This window comes from Agromyces sp. CF514 (assembly GCF_900113185.1).
In the GTDB taxonomy this organism is placed as follows: Bacteria; Actinomycetota; Actinomycetes; order Actinomycetales; family Microbacteriaceae; genus Agromyces.
The window spans coordinates 1,052,767-1,070,558 of record NZ_FOZD01000001.1 but is presented as its reverse complement, the minus strand read 5'-3'; the positions used below and the strand labels follow the sequence as shown (position 1 = coordinate 1,070,558).

11 protein-coding genes are annotated in these 17,792 nt (G+C 72.1%); 2 read left to right on the top strand and 9 right to left on the bottom strand.

Annotated features, from left to right (window positions below; translation table 11 throughout):
• Nucleotides 1-275 precede the first annotated feature (275 nt).
• Nucleotides 276-1,571 (bottom strand): enolase C-terminal domain-like protein, encoded by a 1,296-nt coding sequence (locus BM342_RS04670; protein ID WP_092964299.1) that lies wholly within the window; start codon nt 1,569-1,571, stop codon nt 276-278.
• Nucleotides 1,572-1,906: 335 nt separating this feature from the next.
• On the opposite strand from BM342_RS04670, the gene BM342_RS04665 reads away from it, so the two are divergent.
• The gene (locus tag BM342_RS04665) at nt 1,907-5,716 is read left to right on the top strand and encodes a glycosyl hydrolase family 95 catalytic domain-containing protein (RefSeq protein ID WP_177232059.1); all 3,810 of its coding nucleotides are present in this window, start codon (nt 1,907-1,909) and stop codon (nt 5,714-5,716) included.
• A 58-nt stretch (nt 5,717-5,774) separates the two neighbouring features.
• On the opposite strand, the gene BM342_RS04660 is transcribed toward BM342_RS04665, so the two are convergent.
• The 7 genes from BM342_RS04660 to BM342_RS04630 all read right to left on the bottom strand — a co-directional run bounded on the left by BM342_RS04660 (nt 5,775) and on the right by BM342_RS04630 (nt 14,244).
• Nucleotides 5,775-6,587, bottom strand: coding sequence for an SDR family NAD(P)-dependent oxidoreductase (locus BM342_RS04660; protein WP_092964297.1), 813 nt, complete (start codon nt 6,585-6,587; stop codon nt 5,775-5,777).
• Between the two features lie 136 nt (nt 6,588-6,723).
• Nucleotides 6,724-7,662: a lytic transglycosylase domain-containing protein gene (locus BM342_RS20120; RefSeq protein WP_255368519.1), complete on the bottom strand. Its 939-nt coding sequence runs from the start codon at nt 7,660-7,662 to the stop codon at nt 6,724-6,726.
• 152 nt (nt 7,663-7,814) lie between these two features.
• On the bottom strand, nt 7,815-8,300 hold the full coding sequence (locus tag BM342_RS04650; protein WP_092964296.1) for a nucleoside deaminase: 486 nt from the start codon (nt 8,298-8,300) through the stop codon (nt 7,815-7,817).
• Between the two features lie 209 nt (nt 8,301-8,509).
• Nucleotides 8,510-9,544, bottom strand: coding sequence for an agmatinase (gene speB, locus BM342_RS04645; RefSeq protein WP_092964295.1), 1,035 nt, complete (start codon nt 9,542-9,544; stop codon nt 8,510-8,512).
• A 37-nt stretch (nt 9,545-9,581) separates the two neighbouring features.
• Nucleotides 9,582-11,240, bottom strand: coding sequence for a thiamine pyrophosphate-binding protein (locus BM342_RS04640; RefSeq protein WP_255368518.1), 1,659 nt, complete (start codon nt 11,238-11,240; stop codon nt 9,582-9,584).
• A gap of 17 nt (nt 11,241-11,257) precedes the next feature.
• Nucleotides 11,258-12,925: an amidohydrolase gene (locus BM342_RS04635; protein WP_092964294.1), complete on the bottom strand. Its 1,668-nt coding sequence runs from the start codon at nt 12,923-12,925 to the stop codon at nt 11,258-11,260.
• Nucleotides 12,922-14,244 carry an MFS transporter gene (locus tag BM342_RS04630; RefSeq protein WP_092964293.1) on the bottom strand — a complete coding sequence of 441 codons (1,323 nt, stop codon included), beginning with the start codon at nt 14,242-14,244 and terminating at the stop codon, nt 12,922-12,924. Before BM342_RS04630 ends, BM342_RS04635 begins: the two co-directional genes overlap by 4 nt.
• Before the next feature lie 241 nt (nt 14,245-14,485).
• Between BM342_RS04630 and BM342_RS04625 the strand changes: the two genes are divergently transcribed.
• Nucleotides 14,486-15,460 carry an Lrp/AsnC family transcriptional regulator gene (locus tag BM342_RS04625; RefSeq protein ID WP_255368517.1) on the top strand — a complete coding sequence of 325 codons (975 nt, stop codon included), beginning with the start codon at nt 14,486-14,488 and terminating at the stop codon, nt 15,458-15,460.
• Here BM342_RS04625 and BM342_RS04620 read toward each other — a convergent pair.
• Complete coding sequence (locus tag BM342_RS04620; RefSeq protein WP_092964292.1) at nt 15,450-17,774, bottom strand: HelD family protein; 2,325 nt, start codon at nt 17,772-17,774, stop codon at nt 15,450-15,452. The genes BM342_RS04625 and BM342_RS04620 overlap by 11 nt on opposite strands.
• Between the last annotated feature and the right edge of the window lie 18 nt (nt 17,775-17,792).

Sequence of the window (17,792 nt, the reverse complement as noted above, 5' to 3'; positions counted from 1 at the left end):
CGCTCCAGCGACGACCAGACCTCGGTCGACAGTGACAGCGCTCGGGCCGATGCTATGGACCGTTTTTGTTGTTTGTCAAGCAGAATTAACGGATGCCCCGGATTCAAGCCGATCGCGCGCTCCATGCCCGTGCCGAGACCCGGGCTGCGGCGAATCATCCTGATTCACAACAATTCGGGTTCGCGCGTGCGACCGACGCGCCCAGGGCTCCGAAGGCGCCATGGACGCCGGCCGCAGGACCGCCGGATGCCGCGCCCGTCACCGGGCTCGAGCGGTCAGGCGACGCCGTCGAGCGCGGCGAGCATCGGCCACATGTGGTCGCCGAGGCTGGTCGGGAGCATCTCCGCGCCGGATCCCGCGACGAGCGGGGCCCGGTACCGACCGGCGCGGACCTCGGCCGGCGTCACGAAATGCTCGTGGTATCGATCGACGTACTCGATCGAACGCCCCTCCATCGACCCGCTGACGGCGACGTAGTCGAACATGGCGAGGTGCTGCACGACCTCGGAGAGGCCTGCGCCGCCCGCGCGCGGGCAGACCGGCACCCCGGTGCCCGCGGCGAGGAGGAGGGTCGCGATGTTCTCGTTGACGGCGGTCGCGTCGATCTGGAGGTAGCCGATGGCGTTCAACTGCAGCAGCTGCTTCACCATGACCGGGCTCAGCGCGTGCTCCCCGGTGGCGATCGGCACCGGGGTGACGGCGTGGGCGATGGCGGCGTGCCCGAGGATGTCGACGGGACTGGTGGGATCCTCGACCCAGTGCAGGTCGAACTCGCTCAACGCGGAGATCCACCAGACGGCCTCGTCGACGCCCCATCGGCGATCGGCGTCGACCGCGATCGCGATGTCCGGTCCGCACACCTCGCGGGCGATCGCGAGCCGACGACGGTCGTCGGCGAGGTTCGCGCCCACCTTGAGCTTGATCTGCGTGAACCCGTCGGCCATCGCCTCACGGCAGAGCCGCTCGAGCAGCTCGTCGGAGTACCAGAGCTCCCCGGGTGATGCGGCGGCGGCCGGATACCCGTCGGCGAGCAACCGCCGCTCGCGCTCGGCCCGACGCGGCAGCGCCCCCTCGAGGATCGCCAGCGCCTCCTCCACGGACAGTGCGTCGGACAGGTAGCGGAAGTCGACGAGGCGCACGATCTCCGACGAGGGCATGCCGGCGAGCAGGCGCCACAGCGGGAGCCCGGCACGTTTCGCCTTGAGGTCCCAGAGCGCGTTGATCACGGCGCCGGCCGCGCGGTGCGCCAGGCCGCCGTCGGGCGCGAGCCATCCGCGTCGGGTGTGATCGACGAGCGTGCGCCAGGTCTCGCCCATGTCCGCGAGGAGGGAGTCGAGCCTGCGATCCTCGATGATCGCCATCACCGCCTCGATCGCCGCGAGCTGCACGTCGCCGCTGCCTCCGACCGAGAAGACGAAGCCGTGGCCCTCGGGGCCGTCGATCGCATCGTCGCTGATCGTCAGGTAGGCGGCAGCGCAGTCTGCATCACGGCTCGCGGCACCTGCGCCGTCGAGCCGGGATGGGGAAGCGAATCGTATTTCACTCGTGAGATATGAGAATGCTGCACCCATGCTGGCCTCCGATGGCCAGTAAACATCTGATCTATGCCCTCCGTCAACCGGCGAGGTGCCCGACATCAAATCCACGCGCCGGGCGCCGCGACTTTCGAAGCAATGCTCGAAATTTCCGGAATCCGCGATTTGCTTCGAATCATCCGACGGCCTCGAGCGTCGCCTGTGGCGGATCGCGTTTGCAGCCGCGTATTTGTTGAAGAAATCCCCAAATTCATCTTCCTGTGCCCTATTTGAGCGCCAAGTGTCCTTGACACATCGGATGTCTGGTCGATACACAGGGTGTCGGCGGGGGCTGAAGCTCGCTGCCTGACGACGACGTCCGGAGGCCGATGATGACCGAAGACCACGAAACCAGGGCGAACGCCCGACCCCGCGGCAGCACCGCGAGATCGCATCCCTCGCGCTGGGTGCGCAGTGCGACGGCCGCGGGGCTCGCGGCCCTGCTGGCGATCCCGATCTCCGCGGCGGCCGCGATGCCCGCAGCCGCCGCGGAGCAGGCACCACCCGAACGCATCGCGGGCTCGCCCGACGTCGTGTGGTTCGACGAGCCGCTCTCGACCACGGGCGACCAGCAGCGCAACTGGGAGCAGCGGGCGCTGCCGATCGGCAACGGCGCCCTCGGCGCCGTCGTCTACGGAGGGGTCTCCGACGAGCGCATCCAGTTCAACGAGAAGTCGCTGTGGTCGGGCGGACCCGGAGCCCAGGGCGGGTACGACTTCGGCAACTGGTCCGACGGTCGAGGCCCGCAGACGATCCAGCAGGCTCGCGACCTGATCACCGCCTCCCCCACCGGCGGCGTCGCCCCGACGGCCATCGCGAACCTGCTCGGCCAGCCGAAGAAGAACTTCGGCTCGTACCAGACGTTCGGAGACCTCAACCTCACGATGACCGGCATCGGCGCGGCGACCGACTACCGACGCCAGCTCGACATCGGCGAATCGCTCGTCACCACGAGCTTCACGGCCGACGGGGTCGACTACACGCGCGAGTACTTCGCCTCGGCCGCCGACGACGTCGTCGTGGTGCGCCTCACCGCCGACCAGCCGGGTCGCATCGGCTTCACGGCGCAGGTGGCCCTCCCCGGCGGCCGCAGCAACGTCTCGCACGCTGCGCAGGCGGGGCGGCTCACCACCTCGGGCACACTCTCGAACAACGGGCTGCGCTTCGAGTCGCAGCTCGCCGTCGACAACGACGGCGGGTCCGTCGCGAACAACGGGAACGGCACGGTCACGGTCACCGGAGCGAACGAGGTCACCCTCGTGCTCGGTGCCGCGACCGACTTCGCCATGGACTACGCCGACGGCTACCGCAGCGGCGTGAACCCGCACGCGCCGGTCACCGCCGCGGTGGACGCGGCGGCGGCGCGCTCGTACGACGAGCTCCTCGAACGGCACCAGGACGACTATCGATCGCTCTTCGACCGCGTGGAGCTCGACCTCGGCGGCGCCGAACTGCCCGACATCCCCACCGACGAGCTGCTCGCGGCCTATCGCGGCACGATCGACGCCGAGAGCGCACGAGCGCTCGAGTCGCTGTACTTCCAGTACGGCCGCTACCTGCTCATCTCGTCGTCACGGGCCGGCTCGCTCCCCGCGAACCTCCAGGGCGTCTGGAACCGGGTCAACAACCCGCCGTGGGACGCCGACTACCACGTCAACATCAACCTCCAGATGAACTACTGGCCGGCCGAGACGACGAACCTGACCGAGACCGCCGACCCGTTCTTCGACTACGTCGAGTCCATGGTGCCCGCGGGCACCGTGACCGCGACCGACATGTACGGCGCCGACGGCTGGGTCGTCGGCAACGAGACGAACCCGTACGGGTTCACGGGCCTGCACAACTACGCGTACTCGTTCTGGCAGCCCGACGCCGCGGCCTGGCTCGCCCAGCACTTCTGGCAGCACTACCTGTTCACCCAGGACGAGGAGTTCCTGCGCGATCGGGCGTACCCGATGCTGAAGTCCGTGTCGGAGTTCTGGATCGACTTCCTCGTCGAGGACGCCGACGGCACGTACGTCGTCACGCCGAGCTACTCGCCCGAGCAGGGCGACTTCACGGTCGGCGCGTCGATCTCGCAGCAGATCGTGACCGAGGTGCTCACCTCGACGGCTGCTGCGGCCGAACTCGTCGGCGAGGACGACGACGACTACCTCGCGCAGCTCGGCGACAAGCTCGACCACGTCTACCCCGGCCTCGCGGTCGGCTCGTGGGGGCAGCTCAAGGAGTGGAAGGTCGAGCAGGCCCTCGACAACCCCGGAAACCAGCACCGGCACGTCTCGCACCTGTACGCGCTCTTCCCTGGGTCGGCCGTCTCCCCCGCAGAGACGCCGGAACTCGCGGCCGCGGCGCGCACCTCGCTCGAGGGCCGAGGCGACGGCGGAACGGGCTGGTCCAAGGCGTGGAAGATCAACTTCTGGGCCCGCCTGCTCGACGGCGATCGTGCGCACAAGCTCCTCGGCGAGCAGCTCAAGGGCTCGACGCTCGACAACCTCTGGGACGACCACCCGCCGTTCCAGATCGACGGCAACTTCGGCGCCACGTCCGGCGTCGCGGAGATGCTCCTGCAGAGCCAGGCCGGGCGCATCGACGTCCTTCCGGCACTGCCCTCGGCCTGGCCCGACGGCTCGTACTCTGGCCTGAAGGCCCGCGGCGACGTCGAGGTCGGCGCAGCATGGGAGGACGGGTCCGTCCGGGAGATCACGATCGCCCCCGCCCGCGACGGCGAGGTGCGGATCGCGAACCAGATCCTGAAGCCGGGGTTCTTCACGCTGAAGGACGCCGACGGCACGATCATCGAGCCGACGCTCGACGACGGCGTCGCGACCTTCGACGGCGAGGCGGGCGAGGTCTACACGATCACGGCGGAGGTCGCGCTCGCGATCAGCGCACCGGCCTCGGCCGTGAGCGGTGACGAGATCCCGGTCGTGGTCCGCGTCGACGCGATCGGCTCGGAGCCCGTCACGGGCGCGAGCGTCTCGGTCGGCGTGCCGACCGACACGGCGCCCGGGGTCCCCGCCTGGTCGGCGACGCCCGCCACGGTCGAGTTCGACCCGATCGCGGCCGGATCGTCGGCCGAGCGCACGGTGACGGTCACCGTCGGGGCCGGCAACGCGGCCAGGCAGTCTCCGATCACGGCGACGCTCACGCGCGACGGCGCGACCGTCTCGACGACGACGATCGTCGCGGTGAAGCCGCCGACCCCGTGTCCGGTGCCCGACCCCGACAGCACGCTCGTCGCGTGGAACCTCGGCGGCGACGCCGACGGCGACAGCTCGCCCTTCGACCGCGACTGGCGGGTCCAGGGCTCGCTGCCGACGCTCGCCGAAGGTCCGACCGGTGCCGCCCAGCGCATGAGCAGCGCCGGGTACATCACGAGCGTCGACCCGTTCGCGCTCGGCTACCTCGAGCAGTCGACGTTCGCGGCCGAGTTCAAGATCGATCCCGGCCAGTCGGGCCACCGACGTCTGTTCGACCATCGGGCCGCGAACAGCGACTCCGACGGCATCCTGATCGACCTGACGCCGTCGAACAACGTCCGCATCATCACCGCGGGCGTCGGCACGACCACGACGGCCGTGGTCCCGACCGGGCGATGGGTCTCGCTCGCCGTGACGTTCTCGACGAGCGGGCTCATCACGGTCTACGTCGACGGCACCCAGGCCGCCACGGCCACGATCGGCGGGTACCAGGCCGCCAACGCCTGCACGTCGCGCACGCTCCACATCGGCGCCAACCGCGACGGCGGCGAGCGGCAGTCCGGCGGTGTCGACCGACTCGCGATCTTCGGTCGGGCGCTCACGGCCGCCGAGGTCGCCGACTGGCAGGCGCTCGCGTTCCCGCCTGCTGCTCCGACGCTCGACGTCACGGCGACGGCCTCCGCACGCTGCGTGGCGGGCAAGGTCGTGGCCACGGTCACCGTGAAGAACGAGGACGAGGTGCCGATCGACGTCGCGGTCGCCACGCCCTACGGCACCAAGGCGTTCGCCGCCGTCGCGCCGGGCAGGAACGCGTTCCACGGGTTCACGACCCGCGCGGCGAGCATCCCCGCCGGCGAGGCGAGCGTCGACCTCGCCGCGACGGTGGACGGCGAGGAGGTGACGCAGACGGTCGCGGTGCCGTTGGCGGCGCACAGCTGCTGAGCGATCCGAGGGGGCGGCGGCACGGCTCGTGCCTCCGCCCCCTCGGTCTGCCCGCGCGTCAGCCGAGCAGGCTGCCCATCTGCTTGGCGATGAGGGTCGTCGCGTACTTGGGGTTGATGCGCGAGATGCGGTCCATGGCCGCGGCGTCGGAGCCGATCGTGGCGCGGAACCGCCCCTTCGCGAGCGCGTCGACGACGACCCGGCCCGCCACGATCGGGCTCGTCGTCTTGTACGAGGATGCCTCGGCGGCCGCCTCCCTCGTTTCACCGCCCGCCAGGGTGACGCCCGAGTTCGCGGCGATGTCGGTGCCGATGGCTCCGGGGAAGACCACGGTCACCTGCACGTTCGTGTCGAGGAGCTCGGCGTAGAGCGCCTCGGTGACGAGCTTGACCGCCGCCTTCGAGGCGCCGTAGACCGCCTGGCCCGGAACCGGCGCGTAGGCGCCCATGCTCGCGACGTTCAGGATCGCCGCCTCGGGGCGCGCGAGCAGCGTCGGCAGGAACGCCTTGCACATGTTCATGACCCCGCCGAAGTTGACGCTCATGACCTTGTCGATCTCGGAGAAGGGCAGGTCGACCACCTTCACGAACTGCTGGATCACGCCCGCGATGTTCAGGATGCCGTCGACCCGGCCGTGCGCTCGCTCGACCGCGGCGGGCAGCGCCTCGACCGCCGCCCGATCGGTGATGTCCACGAGGTGCTGCGAGAACCGGTCGCCCGCATCGGCGAGGCGCGCGGTCTCGGCGAGGCCGGCCTCGCTGAGGTCGACTCCGGCGACCGAGGCGCCTCGGGCGAGCAGGTGCATGGTCGCTTCGCGGGCGATGCCGTTGCCGGCGCCGGTGACGACGAAGACGTTGCCGTCGATCTTCATGGGTGGGGCTCCTTGCCGGCCGCGGCCGTCGGGTGGGGTGCCGCGCGTCGGGAGTCGCCGCGCGGGTGGGCACGGCGCCGGGTATCGCCGTCCGGCGATGCTATACGGCCGAACGGATGCCGCGGCATCCGAAGCGCTATCCGGCCGCGTCAGCGTACTTCTGGGCGGCCTTCGCGACCTTGTCGACGTAGTCGTTGTCGTGGTTGTACGAGAACACGGCGGCGCGCCACCCCTCGGCGCTCGTCATCGAGCCCGACGCGCAGAGGTAGTTGGCCGTCGCCAGCGCCGCGTCGTCGATCTGGTTCGGATCCGCCACGCCGTCGCCGTCGCCGTCGGCGCCCCACTTCGCCCACGTCGACGGGATGAACTGCATCGGGCCGACCGCACGATCCCAGGTGGCGTCGCCGTCGAGCGCTCCCCCGTCGGTGTCGCCGATCTTCGCGACGCCGTTGCCGTCGAGCGCCCGGCCGATGATCGGCGGCTGCGCATGGCCCGACTCGTCGAGCGAGGTGTCGCCGTGGCTGCCGTGTCCGGACTCGATCGATCCGATGGCCGCGATCGTCGCCCAGTCCACCCCGCACTCGGGCTGCTCGGCGGAGACGATGACGTGCGCGAGCGCGTAGGCGAACAGCGCGCGCTCGGGAATGCCGGTCGCAGCGGCGACGTCGACGAGCCACGTGTCGTCGACCATCGGCATCGAAGCGGATGAGGGGGTGAACCCCGAGAGGTCGGTCGGTTCGTCGACGGCCTCGCCGTCGCCCTCGGCGACCGTCTCGTCGTCGGCGGGCTGGTCGGACTCGGCTGGCTCCTCGGACGCGGAGGCGACCGGCGGCAAGGCGACGTGCGGGCCATCGGCGGAGGGCGCCGCGAAGCCGCCGGGATTGGCGGCCTGTCCGATGACGTTCACGGCGACGACCGCGCCGATCACGAGCGCCACGACGCCGACGACGGCGCCCGCGTAGGCGCCGACACGACCGACGAGCCTCCAGCCGCGCGCCTTCGGATCGTCGACCTGTGCTCGGGCGTGCCGATGCCCGCCGAGCTCGTCGGCGTCGAAATCGTCGTCCCAGGACATCGTCGGTGCTCCCCGCGGGCGGTGGTTCAGGGCTGCCCGCCGGGCCGTTCGCGCCGGCCTCTGGAGCCCGGCGCCGTCGACCCGTCCGTCCACCCTACGCGCGCTCCGCGCGGAGCGCACCCGGTTGCCCCATGATGCACGGGTCGGTGCGATCAGCCCTCGCGGACGGCCCGCACGATGAGCGAGCGGATCTCGGGCGCGAGCTCCTCGACCGGACCGTCGACCGCGAGCGCGGGTGCCACCGTCGTGATGGCCAGGGGTGCGACCGCCGAGGGCGCGCTGCCCGCATTCCGCCGCCATCCGGCGATCTGCTCGGCCGATGCGACGTAGGCGATGCGGCCGAGGCCCACCCAGGCGTGCGCCGCCGAGCACATCGCGCAGTGCTCTCCCGACGTGTACACCGTCGATGCGGCGCGCTCGGCGGGGGTCAGGTTCGCGACGGCCCAGCGCACGATCTCGAGCTCCGGATGCCGCGTCGGGTCGCCCGTGCTCTGCTCGCGGTTGCGATCGGCGAACCGCTCGACGCCGGCGGCGTCGACGAGCACCGAGCCGAACGGCCCGTCGCCCGCGTCGGCGGCCTCGCTCGCGAGCGCGACGGCCCGGCGCAGGTGGATGAGGTCGGATTCCGAGATCGCCATGCCCCGAGTCTGCCGTGCCCGGCGCCCGACGTCACGGAACCTGTCGCAGACGCGTGCCGGCACGGCCGCCCGGCGGCACGGCCGGGGCGCCCTCCCCGCGCCCCGGCCGGTCGCACGCCCCCCGGCGCGCGACACGGACACCGGCCATGCGCCGGCGTGCGCCCCCTCGCAGCAACGCCCGCGCACCGGCATCCGCCGATCTCCTCCGCTCAGTCGCGCGGGGCCATCGCGCTGATGAGCTCGTAGGCGACGTGCGACGCGGCGACGGCCGTGAGCTGCGCGTGGTCGTACGCCGGGGCGACCTCGACGACGTCGGCGCCGACGATGCGCTTGTCGGCGAGCGAGCGGATGATGCGCAGCAGCTCCCGGCTCGTGAGGCCTCCGGCCTCGGGCGTGCCCGTGCCGGGCGCGTGCGCCGGGTCGAGCACGTCGATGTCGATCGAGATGTACAGCGGTGCGTCGCCGATCCGGGTGCGGATCCGCTCGATCGCGGCCGCGGCGCCGTGCTCCTCGAGGTCCTCGCTCGTGACGATCGCGAAGCCGAGCCGCTCGTCGTCGGCGAGGTCCTCGACGCCGTAGAGCGGCCCGCGCGTGCCGACGTGCATGCTCGCGGTGAGGTCGATCAGCCCCTCCTCGGACGCCCGGCGGAACGGGGTGCCGTGCGTCACGGGAGCGCCGAAGTAGGTGTCCCAGGTGTCCAGGTGCGCATCGAAGTGCAGCACCGCGACCGGACCGTGCTTCGCGTGCACGGCGCGCAGCAGCGGCAGCGCGATGGTGTGGTCGCCGCCGATGACGACGAGGCGGTCGGCCCGGTCGCCCAGCGCACGGGCGCCGGCCTCGACGTCGGCGACGGCCTCGTCGATGTCGAACGGGTTCACCGCGAGGTCGCCGGCGTCGGCCACCTGCTGCGCGGCGAACGGCGAGACGTCCTGCGCCGGGTTGTAGGGGCGCAGCAGGCGGGAGGCCTCGCGCACGTGCGCCGGTCCGAACCGGGCGCCTGGGCGGTAGCTCACGCCGCTGTCGAAGGGCACGCCGAGCACCGCGATGTCGGCGCGCGGCACGTCCTCGAGGCGCGGCAGGCGTGCGAACGTGGCGATGCCCGCGAAGCGGGGCACGCGGCTCGCGTCGACCGGGCCGACGGGTCCGCCGGGCACGCCCACGCGGGGCTCGGCGCCGAGCCCGCCGTGCGTGCCGCTCCCGGGCTCGGGCGTCTCCGCCTGGGCGGCGGCATCCGTGGGATTCATGGTGGTTCCTTCCGAGGTCAAGGGGTCGTCGAGACGGTCAGGCACCGGGCTGGCGCACGTGCACGAGCTGCACGCCGCCGACCGCGACGGCTTCCCGGATCGCGTCGCCGAGGTCGTCGACGCGGTCGACGCGGCGCCCGGTCGCGCCGAACGCGGTCGCGAGCGCGGCCCAGTCGGGCTGCACGAGCTCGACGCCGATGGGGCGGATGCCGCGGTCGACCTCGTTCTGGCGGATCTCGCCGTAGCCGCCGTTGTCGACGCACACGACCGTGAGGTCGAGGCGCTGCTCGACCGCGGTCGCGAGCTCGTTGACGGCGAACATGAGCGCCCCGTCGCCGAGCACGGCGACGACCGGGCGATCGTCCTGCGCGACGCGCGCGCCGATCGCCGCGGGCAGGCCGTAGCCGAGGGTGGCGTAGGTCGGCGTGTAGAGCAGTCCGTGCGGGCGGTCGCGGCGCAGCACGCTCGCGAGCGCGAGGTAGACGATCTGCGACGAGTCGCCCGCGACGATCGCGTCGGCCGGGATGGCCTCGGCGATCCGTTCGGCGAGCGCGACCGTCGCGGGTTCGGTCGCGGCGACCTCCGCGTCGATCGCGGCGCGGGCGGCGGCGAGGCCGGGGGCGGGGCTCGTCGGCGCACCAGCTCCGGTCGGAAGGCCGTCGCCGAGCGCCGCAAGCAGGTCGTCGAGCACGGTCGCGCAGTCGCCCACGAGTCCGACGGTCGCGGCGAGGTTCTTGTGCACCTGCGCCGGGGAGATGTCGATGCGGATGACCGGTCCGCGTGCCTCGAGCGACGGCGCCCAGAGCTCGGCCTCGCCGAGCTTCGAGCCGAGCACCACGAGCACGTCGGCGGCCTCGGCCACCTCTCGCGCAGCGGCGATGCGGAGGTTGGATCCGAATGAGAGCGGGTGGTGCTCGTCGAGCACGCCCTTGCCGTTCAGCGTCGTGAGCACGGGTGCGCCGAGGCGCTCGGCGAGCGCGGTCACCTGCGGGGCGGCACGCGTCGAGCCGCCCCCCGCGACGATCACGGGCGACTGCGCGGCGGCGAGGAGCGCTGCCGCCTCGGCCACGGCGGACGCGTCGGCTCGCGCGGGCGCCGGCATCGGGCGGGCCGCACGGGCGTCGGCCGGGACATCCGCGGGCGACTCGAGCACGTCGAGCGGGATCTCGATGTGCACCGGGCGGGGGCGACCGGTGCGGAACAGGGCGAACGCGTCGTGCACGGCCTCGACGGCCTCCGACGCCGAAGTCACGCGGCGCGACCACTCGGCGATCGCGGCGACCATGGCCGAGGCGTCCTTCGTCTCGTGGAGGGTGCCCACGTCGCTGAACTCGGCGCCGAGCGCGACGCCCGGCGAGAGCACGATGAGCGGGCGCGACTCGCAGAACGCCGTGCCGATCGCGCTCATCGCGTTCTGCAGACCGGGCCCCGAGGTCGTGATGACGACGCCAGGCAGGCCGGTCTGCTGCGCCCAGCCGTCGGCGCCGTAGCCTGCGCCCTGCTCGTGCCTGGTCGTCACCGCGCGGAAGCCGAGGTCGCCGAGCGGCCGGTACAGCTCGAGGTTGTGCGTGCCGGGGATGCCGAACACCGCCGTCACGCCGTAGGCGCGGATCGTCTCGAGCACCGCGCGCCCGGCCGTGTCGGCGTAGGGCGCGGCGAGCTGCTCCATGGTCTCGTCGAGCAGGGGCTGGTTCATCTCGGGGTTCCTTCCGCTCAGGCCCGGTGGCGGCGCTCGCCGTCCACCCAGGTCTCGAGCACGGTGATCTGCGTGATGCGCTCGGGGTCGACCTCGAGCGGGTCGTCGGAGAGCACGGCGAAGTCGGCGTGCTTGCCGACCTCGAGCGAGCCGAGGTCGTCCTCGCGTCCGAGCGACACGGCGCCCTCGTAGGTGTGCGCGCGGAGTGCCGCCGCCGCGGTGATGCGCAGGTCGTCGGGCCCGAGCTTGTGGCCGCGTCGGGTCACACGCGTGACCGCCGTCTGGATCGCCTCGAGCGGGATCGGCTCGGCGACGGGCGCGTCCGACGAGATCGTCACGGGCACGCCGGCGGCCGCGAACTCGCCGAGCGGGTTGAACCGCTCGCCCGGGGTGCCGATGGCCTCCTCGACGCCCTCACCCCAGTTGTAGTAGTGCTGGGGCTGGTTCACGGGGCGGATGCCGGCCGCGGCCATGCGCTCGATCTGCTCGGGCGTCGGCAGGCCGCAGTGCTCGATGCGGTGGCGCGCGTCGGCCTCGGGGCGCTCGGCGAGCGCAGCCTCGATCGCCGACACGACCATCTCGATCGCGGTGGGCGACTGGGCGTGCGTCGCGGTCTGCAGGCCGGCGGCGTGCGCCTTGCGGATCAGCTCGGCGTAGGCCGCGGGCTCGTGGTAGAGCTGCCCGGTGCGGCAGGGGTCGCCCACGTACCCGTCTGGGAAGTACGCCGTCCACCCGCCGAGGGTGCCGTCGGCGTAGAACTTGATGCCCGCGAAGCTCAGGTGCGCGTTGCCGAACTGGCCGACGAGGCCCATCTCGAGCGCGTCGTCGAGCAGGTGCGAGAGCAGGTACATCGACACGCGCAGGTCGAGGCGCCCGGCCTCCGCGAGGCGCAGGTACATGTCGAACTCGCGCCGCGAGACCTGGGCGTCGCCGATCGCGGTCACGCCCCCGGCGAGGAACCGCTGGGTCGCGAGGTCGAGCTGGCGGAGGTGCTCCTCGGGCTCGTCGGCGAGGTGGAAGTTCGGGCCGTGGTGGCCGACCTTCACCCCGTGCACGCCGGTGAGGATGTTGCACGCGGCATCCGACAGCTCCCCCGTGAGCTCGCCGTCGGCGTCGCGGAAGAACTCGCCGCCGTCGGGGTTCGGGGTGTCCCGGTCGACGCCGGCCCGCTCGAGCGTGACCGAGTTCACGACGCCGCCGTGGCCCGAGGCGTTCATGAGGTAGACCTCGCGGTCGGCCGCGACCTCGTCGAGTTCGAAGCGGGTCGGATGCCGCTTCTCGGCCAGGTTGCGCTGCTCGTAGCCGTAGCCGCGAACGGGGCGACCTGCGGGCAGATCGGCCGCGGCGGCGCGGAGCAGGGCGACGATCTCGGGGATGCTGCCCGCCTTCGCCGGCCCGCAGTCGACCCAGGTCATCATCTGCCCGTACATGAGCGGATGCGCGTGGGCGTCGACGAACCCGGGCACGATCACCGCGTCGCCGAGGTCGACATGCTCGGGGGCCAGGCCCGCTGCGGCTGCAGCGGCCTCGCACTCGGCGAGCGTGCCGACCGCGAGGATGCGTCCGCGGTCGGCGAGCATCGCGGTCGCGATGGCGTCGGCCGCGTCGACGGTGCGGATGCGGCGTGCGGTCAGGATCCTCGGCGCCGTCTGCACGGGCCGGTCGAAGGCGGTCAGCTTCCTCACGGCATCGTCGTCGCCGTCGTGTCGGTGCGCGCGGTGAACGAGGCCGTGACGGGCGCCTCGTCGGAGTGCTGCGGGGCGAGCCTCGTGCAGATGCCGGCGATCACGGCCATCCCGGTGAACATCGCGATCACCGACCAGACGCTGCCCGTCCACGCGATGAGCTGGGTCGCGAACCAGGGCGAGAATCCGGCCCAGATGGCCGCGCCGACTCCGTACGACAGGGCGAGCGAGGTGTAACGGGCCTGCGGGCGGAACATCTGCGCGAGGATCGCGGCGAGCGGGGCGTAGGTCGCGCTCATCGCGATGCGCACGAGCGACGCGAAGAGGAAGATCAGCGGCTCGACCTTGCCGGGCAGCAGCAGCATGAACGGCACGAACGTGAGCACCGAGGTCACGAGGCCGAGGTACATGATGTTCTTGCGGCCCCACTTGTCGCCGAGCCAGGCGACGGGCAGCGTGACGACGAACTCGATGAACGAGGCGATCGTCATCGCGTCGAGGATGACCTGCGCGTTCATGGAGATCGGCTCGCCGGTGGCGTACGCGGTCGCGAACGTGGTGGCGAGGTAGTAGCCGCCCGTCGAGATGGGCAGGATGCCGATGCCGAGCAGGATCGTCCGCCAGTTGCTGCGCAGGGCGAACGCGAGCGGCATGGACTGCTTGCGGCCCTCGATCTTCTGCTCGAAGACGGGCGATTCCTCGACGCGGTAGCGCACCCAGAGTCCGACGCCGACGAGCACGATCGAGAGCAGGAACGGGATGCGCCATCCGCCGTTCATGATGAAGTCGTCGCCCATGCGCGACATGATCGCGAAGATGCCCGACGCGAGCAGCGCGCCGGCGGGGTTGCCGAGCTGCGTGAAGCCGCCGTAGAAGGTCTTGGACTTCTCGGGCGCGTGCTCGACGCTCATGAGCACCGCGCCGCCCCACTCACCGCCGACCGCGAGGCCCTGCAGGGCGCGAAGCAGGATCAGCATGATGGGCGCCGCGATGCCGATGGTCTCGTAGGTCGGCAGGCAGCCGACGAGCACGGTCGCGACGCCCATGAGCAGCAGCGTGATGACGAGCGAGACGCGGCGGCCGAGCTTGTCGCCGATGTGGCCGAAGACGATGCCGCCGATGGGGCGCACGAGGAACGCGATCGCGAACGTGGCGAACGCCGCGGCGGTCTCGGCGAGCGGGTCGTCGCTCGGGAAGAAGAGGGGTCCGAAGACGAGGGCTGCGGCGGTCGCGTAGACGTAGAAGTCGTACCACTCGATGGTGGTGCCGACGAACGCCGCGATGCCGGCGCGGCGCGCTCGGCTGTGCGTGGGGGTCATGGCCGCTCCTTTGCGGATGAGACGGGGCCGGCAGGGTCCGGCAGGTTGGACGACGCGTTGGATGTTACGAGCGCCCACGCGGGTGCCGCAACTACGGAACTCCAGTCACGAACACGTCTGACTGGTGTTCTGTACAACGGATGTCTCATCCGAGCGTTCCCGTCACCTTGATCGCGCTCTACACTGTGGAAATGGCGCACTCGCCGCACGTTCCGAGGTATCTGACCGATTCGAGGCCGACATGGTGGATTTCGACGCCGACCTGATCCGCACGCTCCAGGACGACGGGCGCACGAGCATCCACGACCTCGCCGCCGCGGTCGGCCAGCCCCGGGCCGCCGTGTCGTCGCGGCTTCGGGCCATGCGCGCCGACGGGACCGTGCGCGTCGTCGCGGCCGTCGACCCCGCGTTCCTCGGCCAGCACGTGCTGGCCCACGTCGCGGTGCGCACCGACGGCACGACCGATCATGTCGCCGCGCACCTCCGCGACCTCGACGAGACCGTCTTCGTGTCGGCGACCGGCGGGGTGCACGACCTCGTGACCGAGATCCGCGTGGGCACGATGCCCGCCCTGCACGGGCTGCTGGCGCGCATCCGCTCGCTGCCGGGCGTCGCCGACATCAGCACGCTCATCTACTCCACCGTGATCAAGGGGTTCTTCGTCTCGGAGTACCGCGGCGGCATCCGCATCGACGCGACCGACACCGCGCTCATCGAACTCCTGCAGACCGACGGGCGCGCGAGCTTCCGCGAGCTCGGCGAGGCCGTGCGGCTCTCCCCCTCGGCGGTGGCGACCCGCGTCGATCGGCTCATCGAGGGCGGCGTCATCAAGATCAGCGCCGTCGAGGCTCGCGGCCTCACGCAACGGCAGCTGGCACTCGGCGTCGGCCTCTCCCTCGCAGGCGACGACGACGCCGTGATCGACGCCATCCGATCGTGGCGGGGCGTCGACTTCGCGGCGCGGTCGCTCGGACGCTTCGACCTCATCCTCACGCTCGTCGAGCCTTCGGCGAGCGCGCTCTACACGAGCCTCGAGCGCATCCGCGCGCTGCCGGGCGTTCGGCACACCGAGTCCTGGTTCCATCTCGCGGTGCTGAAGGAGGACTACGCGCGCACGCTGAGGCCGGCCGATCTCGCGGCCGCGAGTGCGGGCGGCGGCGCCGACGGCGGCACCGGCGCGGCTTCCGGCGGGCGCGCCGGCGGCCTCAGCCGATGACGTCGCCCGCCTCGACGACCGTGAGCCGCTGGGTCGGGCGGGTGAGCGCGACGTAGAGCCGCTTCCACGTCGCGACCGAGACGGCGTCGGGCGAGGGCATCGGCGGCACGGCGACGACCACGGCGTCGAACTCGAGGCCCTTCGCGTCATCGGGCGTGCCGATCCAGAGGCGAGCGGACGTGCCTTCGGCCGCGGCCCGCTCGGCCTCCGCCGTGCGCACGTCGCGCAGCGCGCCGTGCACCCCGAGCGGCGCGATCACGCCGACCGTGCCGTCGCTCTGGGCGAGCGCCTCGGCGGCCTCGCGCGCGGCCGCGGTGCCGAGCTCAGATGCGGTCACGCGCACGATGCGGGGCTCGTGCTCGCCGTCGCGGGCCGAAGCGGGCTCGGACACTCCGGCGTCGATGCGACGCAGCACGCCGGTCGCGAGGCGCATGATGCGGCCCGGCGTGCGGTAGTTGACCGTGAGGTCGGTACGGCCCCACCGCGGCACCTGCGGGTCGAGCAGGCCGGCCCACGTGAACGGGGAATCGGTCGCGGTGTACTGGTTCGCATCGCCGACGAGGGTCATCGACCGCGTCGGGCAGCGGCGGATGAGCGCGCGCAGCAGCATCGGGCTCGTCTCCTGCGCCTCGTCGACGATGACGTGGCCGTAGACCCACTCGCGGTCGGCCGAGGCGCGCTCGGCCGGCGTGCGACCGTCGCCGGCCATCTGCCGGTCGGCGAGCGTCGCAGCGGTCACGATCGACACGGGTGCCGCGAGGTGGTCCTCGTCGGCGTCGGCGTCCTCGACCATGTCGAGCACGTTCTGCGCGTACGCGAGGTCGACCGCCCGATCGGCGCGCGCCCGCGTGGCCGCGGCCGCCGCCGGACGCGGGTCCTCGCCGAGGAGTTCGGCGAGCTCGTCGACGAGCGGGATGTCGGCGGGCGTGAGTCCGTGCTCTCGCGGACGCAGCAGCGCCGAGCGCAGCGCAGGCTCGAGGTGCGGGAACGCCTCGTCGAGCCGCGCCGGATCGGCGAACAGGTCGCGCACGACCTCGACCGGGTCGAGCAGCGGCCAGAGCTCGTCGAAGAGCTCCTGCACCGCGGGATCCTCAGCCCAGTCGGCCCGCCGCTCCCAGTCCTCCATCGCCGAGGCGCCGTGCTCGGCATCCTCGAGGCGCAGGATCTCGGTCAGCAGCGCCTTCTCGAACTTGGGCCTGGCCTCGTTGTGGGGGGTGCCGTTCGACCGGCCGCGCGTGCGCACCCGGTGCAGCAGGCGCACGTCGAGGTCCATCGCCTTGAGGCCCGCCGGGCGCAGCACGCGCGTACCCGCGTTGGGCACCTGGAACCCCTGCACCGCATGCTTCAGCGCCCCGACGATGTCGAGGCGGCCCTTGAACTCGGCCGCGAGGGGCGACTCGGTCGCGGTCGCCGTGACCCCGGGCACGAGCGTGCTCGGGGTCACGAGCACGGCCGAGTCCTCGCCGAGCGAGGGCAGCACCTGCGAGATGTACTCGAGGAACTTGAGGTTCGGGCCGACGATCAGCACGACCGACTTCGACAGCCGGTTGCGGTGCTCGTAGAGCAGGTAGGCGGCCCGCTGCAGCGCCACCGCGGTCTTGCCGGTGCCGGGGCCGCCCTGCACCACGAGGGTGCCTGCGAGCGGGCCGCGGATGATCGCGTCCTGCTCGCGCTGGATCGTGCCGACGATGTCGCTCATGTGCGCGGTGCGGGGCCGATCGAGCGCGGCCAGCAGCGCGGCATCCTGCACCTCGGCCTGACCGTCGAGGCCGTCGAGCTCCTCGAGCAGCAGCGACTCGTCGTAGACCGCGGTGACCGTGCGGTCGGTCGACGAGATGCGGCGCCTGGCCTTCACCCCGTCGCGGTGCAGCGGCGTCGCGGTGTAGAACGGCCGCGCGACGGGCGCGCGCCAGTCGACGAGCAGGCGTTCGCCGTCGTCGGGGTCGCTCAGCCCGATGCGACCGATGCGGTAGCGCTCGCCGTCGTCGGTCTGCACGCCTCCGAGCAGCAGGCCGTACGAGGCGGTGCGCAGGCCCTGCAGCCGCTGCGAGTGGTGGGCGACGAGCGCGTCGCGCTCGGTGAGGTTGAGCTCGTCGCTCGGGCGCCCGAGCATCGCGCGGAGGTACTCGGCCTCCTGCGCGACGAGTTCGGCGACGACCTCGCGGATGCGGTCGAGCGCCGTCTGCTCTTCGGCGACGGGGGTGGTGGAAGTGCTGCTGGTGATGACGGTGCTCCTCGTGCGGCGGACCGTCGATTCTACCCGTGACGGATGCCGCGGCGGCGCGCCCGGCGAATTCGGGCCGCCCGACCGCACGCGCCGCAACGTACGGAG

Excerpts from the sequence above, each read along its gene's own strand:
- speB (WP_092964295.1), bottom strand. The coding sequence starts at position 9,544 with ATGAATCCCACGGATGCCGCCGCCCAGGCGGAGACGCCCGAGCCCGGG.
- BM342_RS20120 (WP_255368519.1), bottom strand. The coding sequence starts at position 7,662 with ATGTCCTGGGACGACGATTTCGACGCCGACGAGCTCGGCGGGCATCGG.
- BM342_RS04660 (WP_092964297.1), bottom strand. The coding sequence starts at position 6,587 with ATGAAGATCGACGGCAACGTCTTCGTCGTCACCGGCGCCGGCAACGGC.
- BM342_RS04625 (WP_255368517.1), top strand. The coding sequence starts at position 14,486 with ATGGTGGATTTCGACGCCGACCTGATCCGCACGCTCCAGGACGACGGG.
- BM342_RS04670 (WP_092964299.1), bottom strand. The coding sequence starts at position 1,571 with ATGGGTGCAGCATTCTCATATCTCACGAGTGAAATACGATTCGCTTCC.
- BM342_RS04640 (WP_255368518.1), bottom strand. The coding sequence starts at position 11,240 with ATGAACCAGCCCCTGCTCGACGAGACCATGGAGCAGCTCGCCGCGCCC.
- BM342_RS04630 (WP_092964293.1), bottom strand. The coding sequence starts at position 14,244 with ATGACCCCCACGCACAGCCGAGCGCGCCGCGCCGGCATCGCGGCGTTC.
- BM342_RS04650 (WP_092964296.1), bottom strand. The coding sequence starts at position 8,300 with ATGGCGATCTCGGAATCCGACCTCATCCACCTGCGCCGGGCCGTCGCG.
- BM342_RS04665 (WP_177232059.1), top strand. The coding sequence starts at position 1,907 with ATGACCGAAGACCACGAAACCAGGGCGAACGCCCGACCCCGCGGCAGC.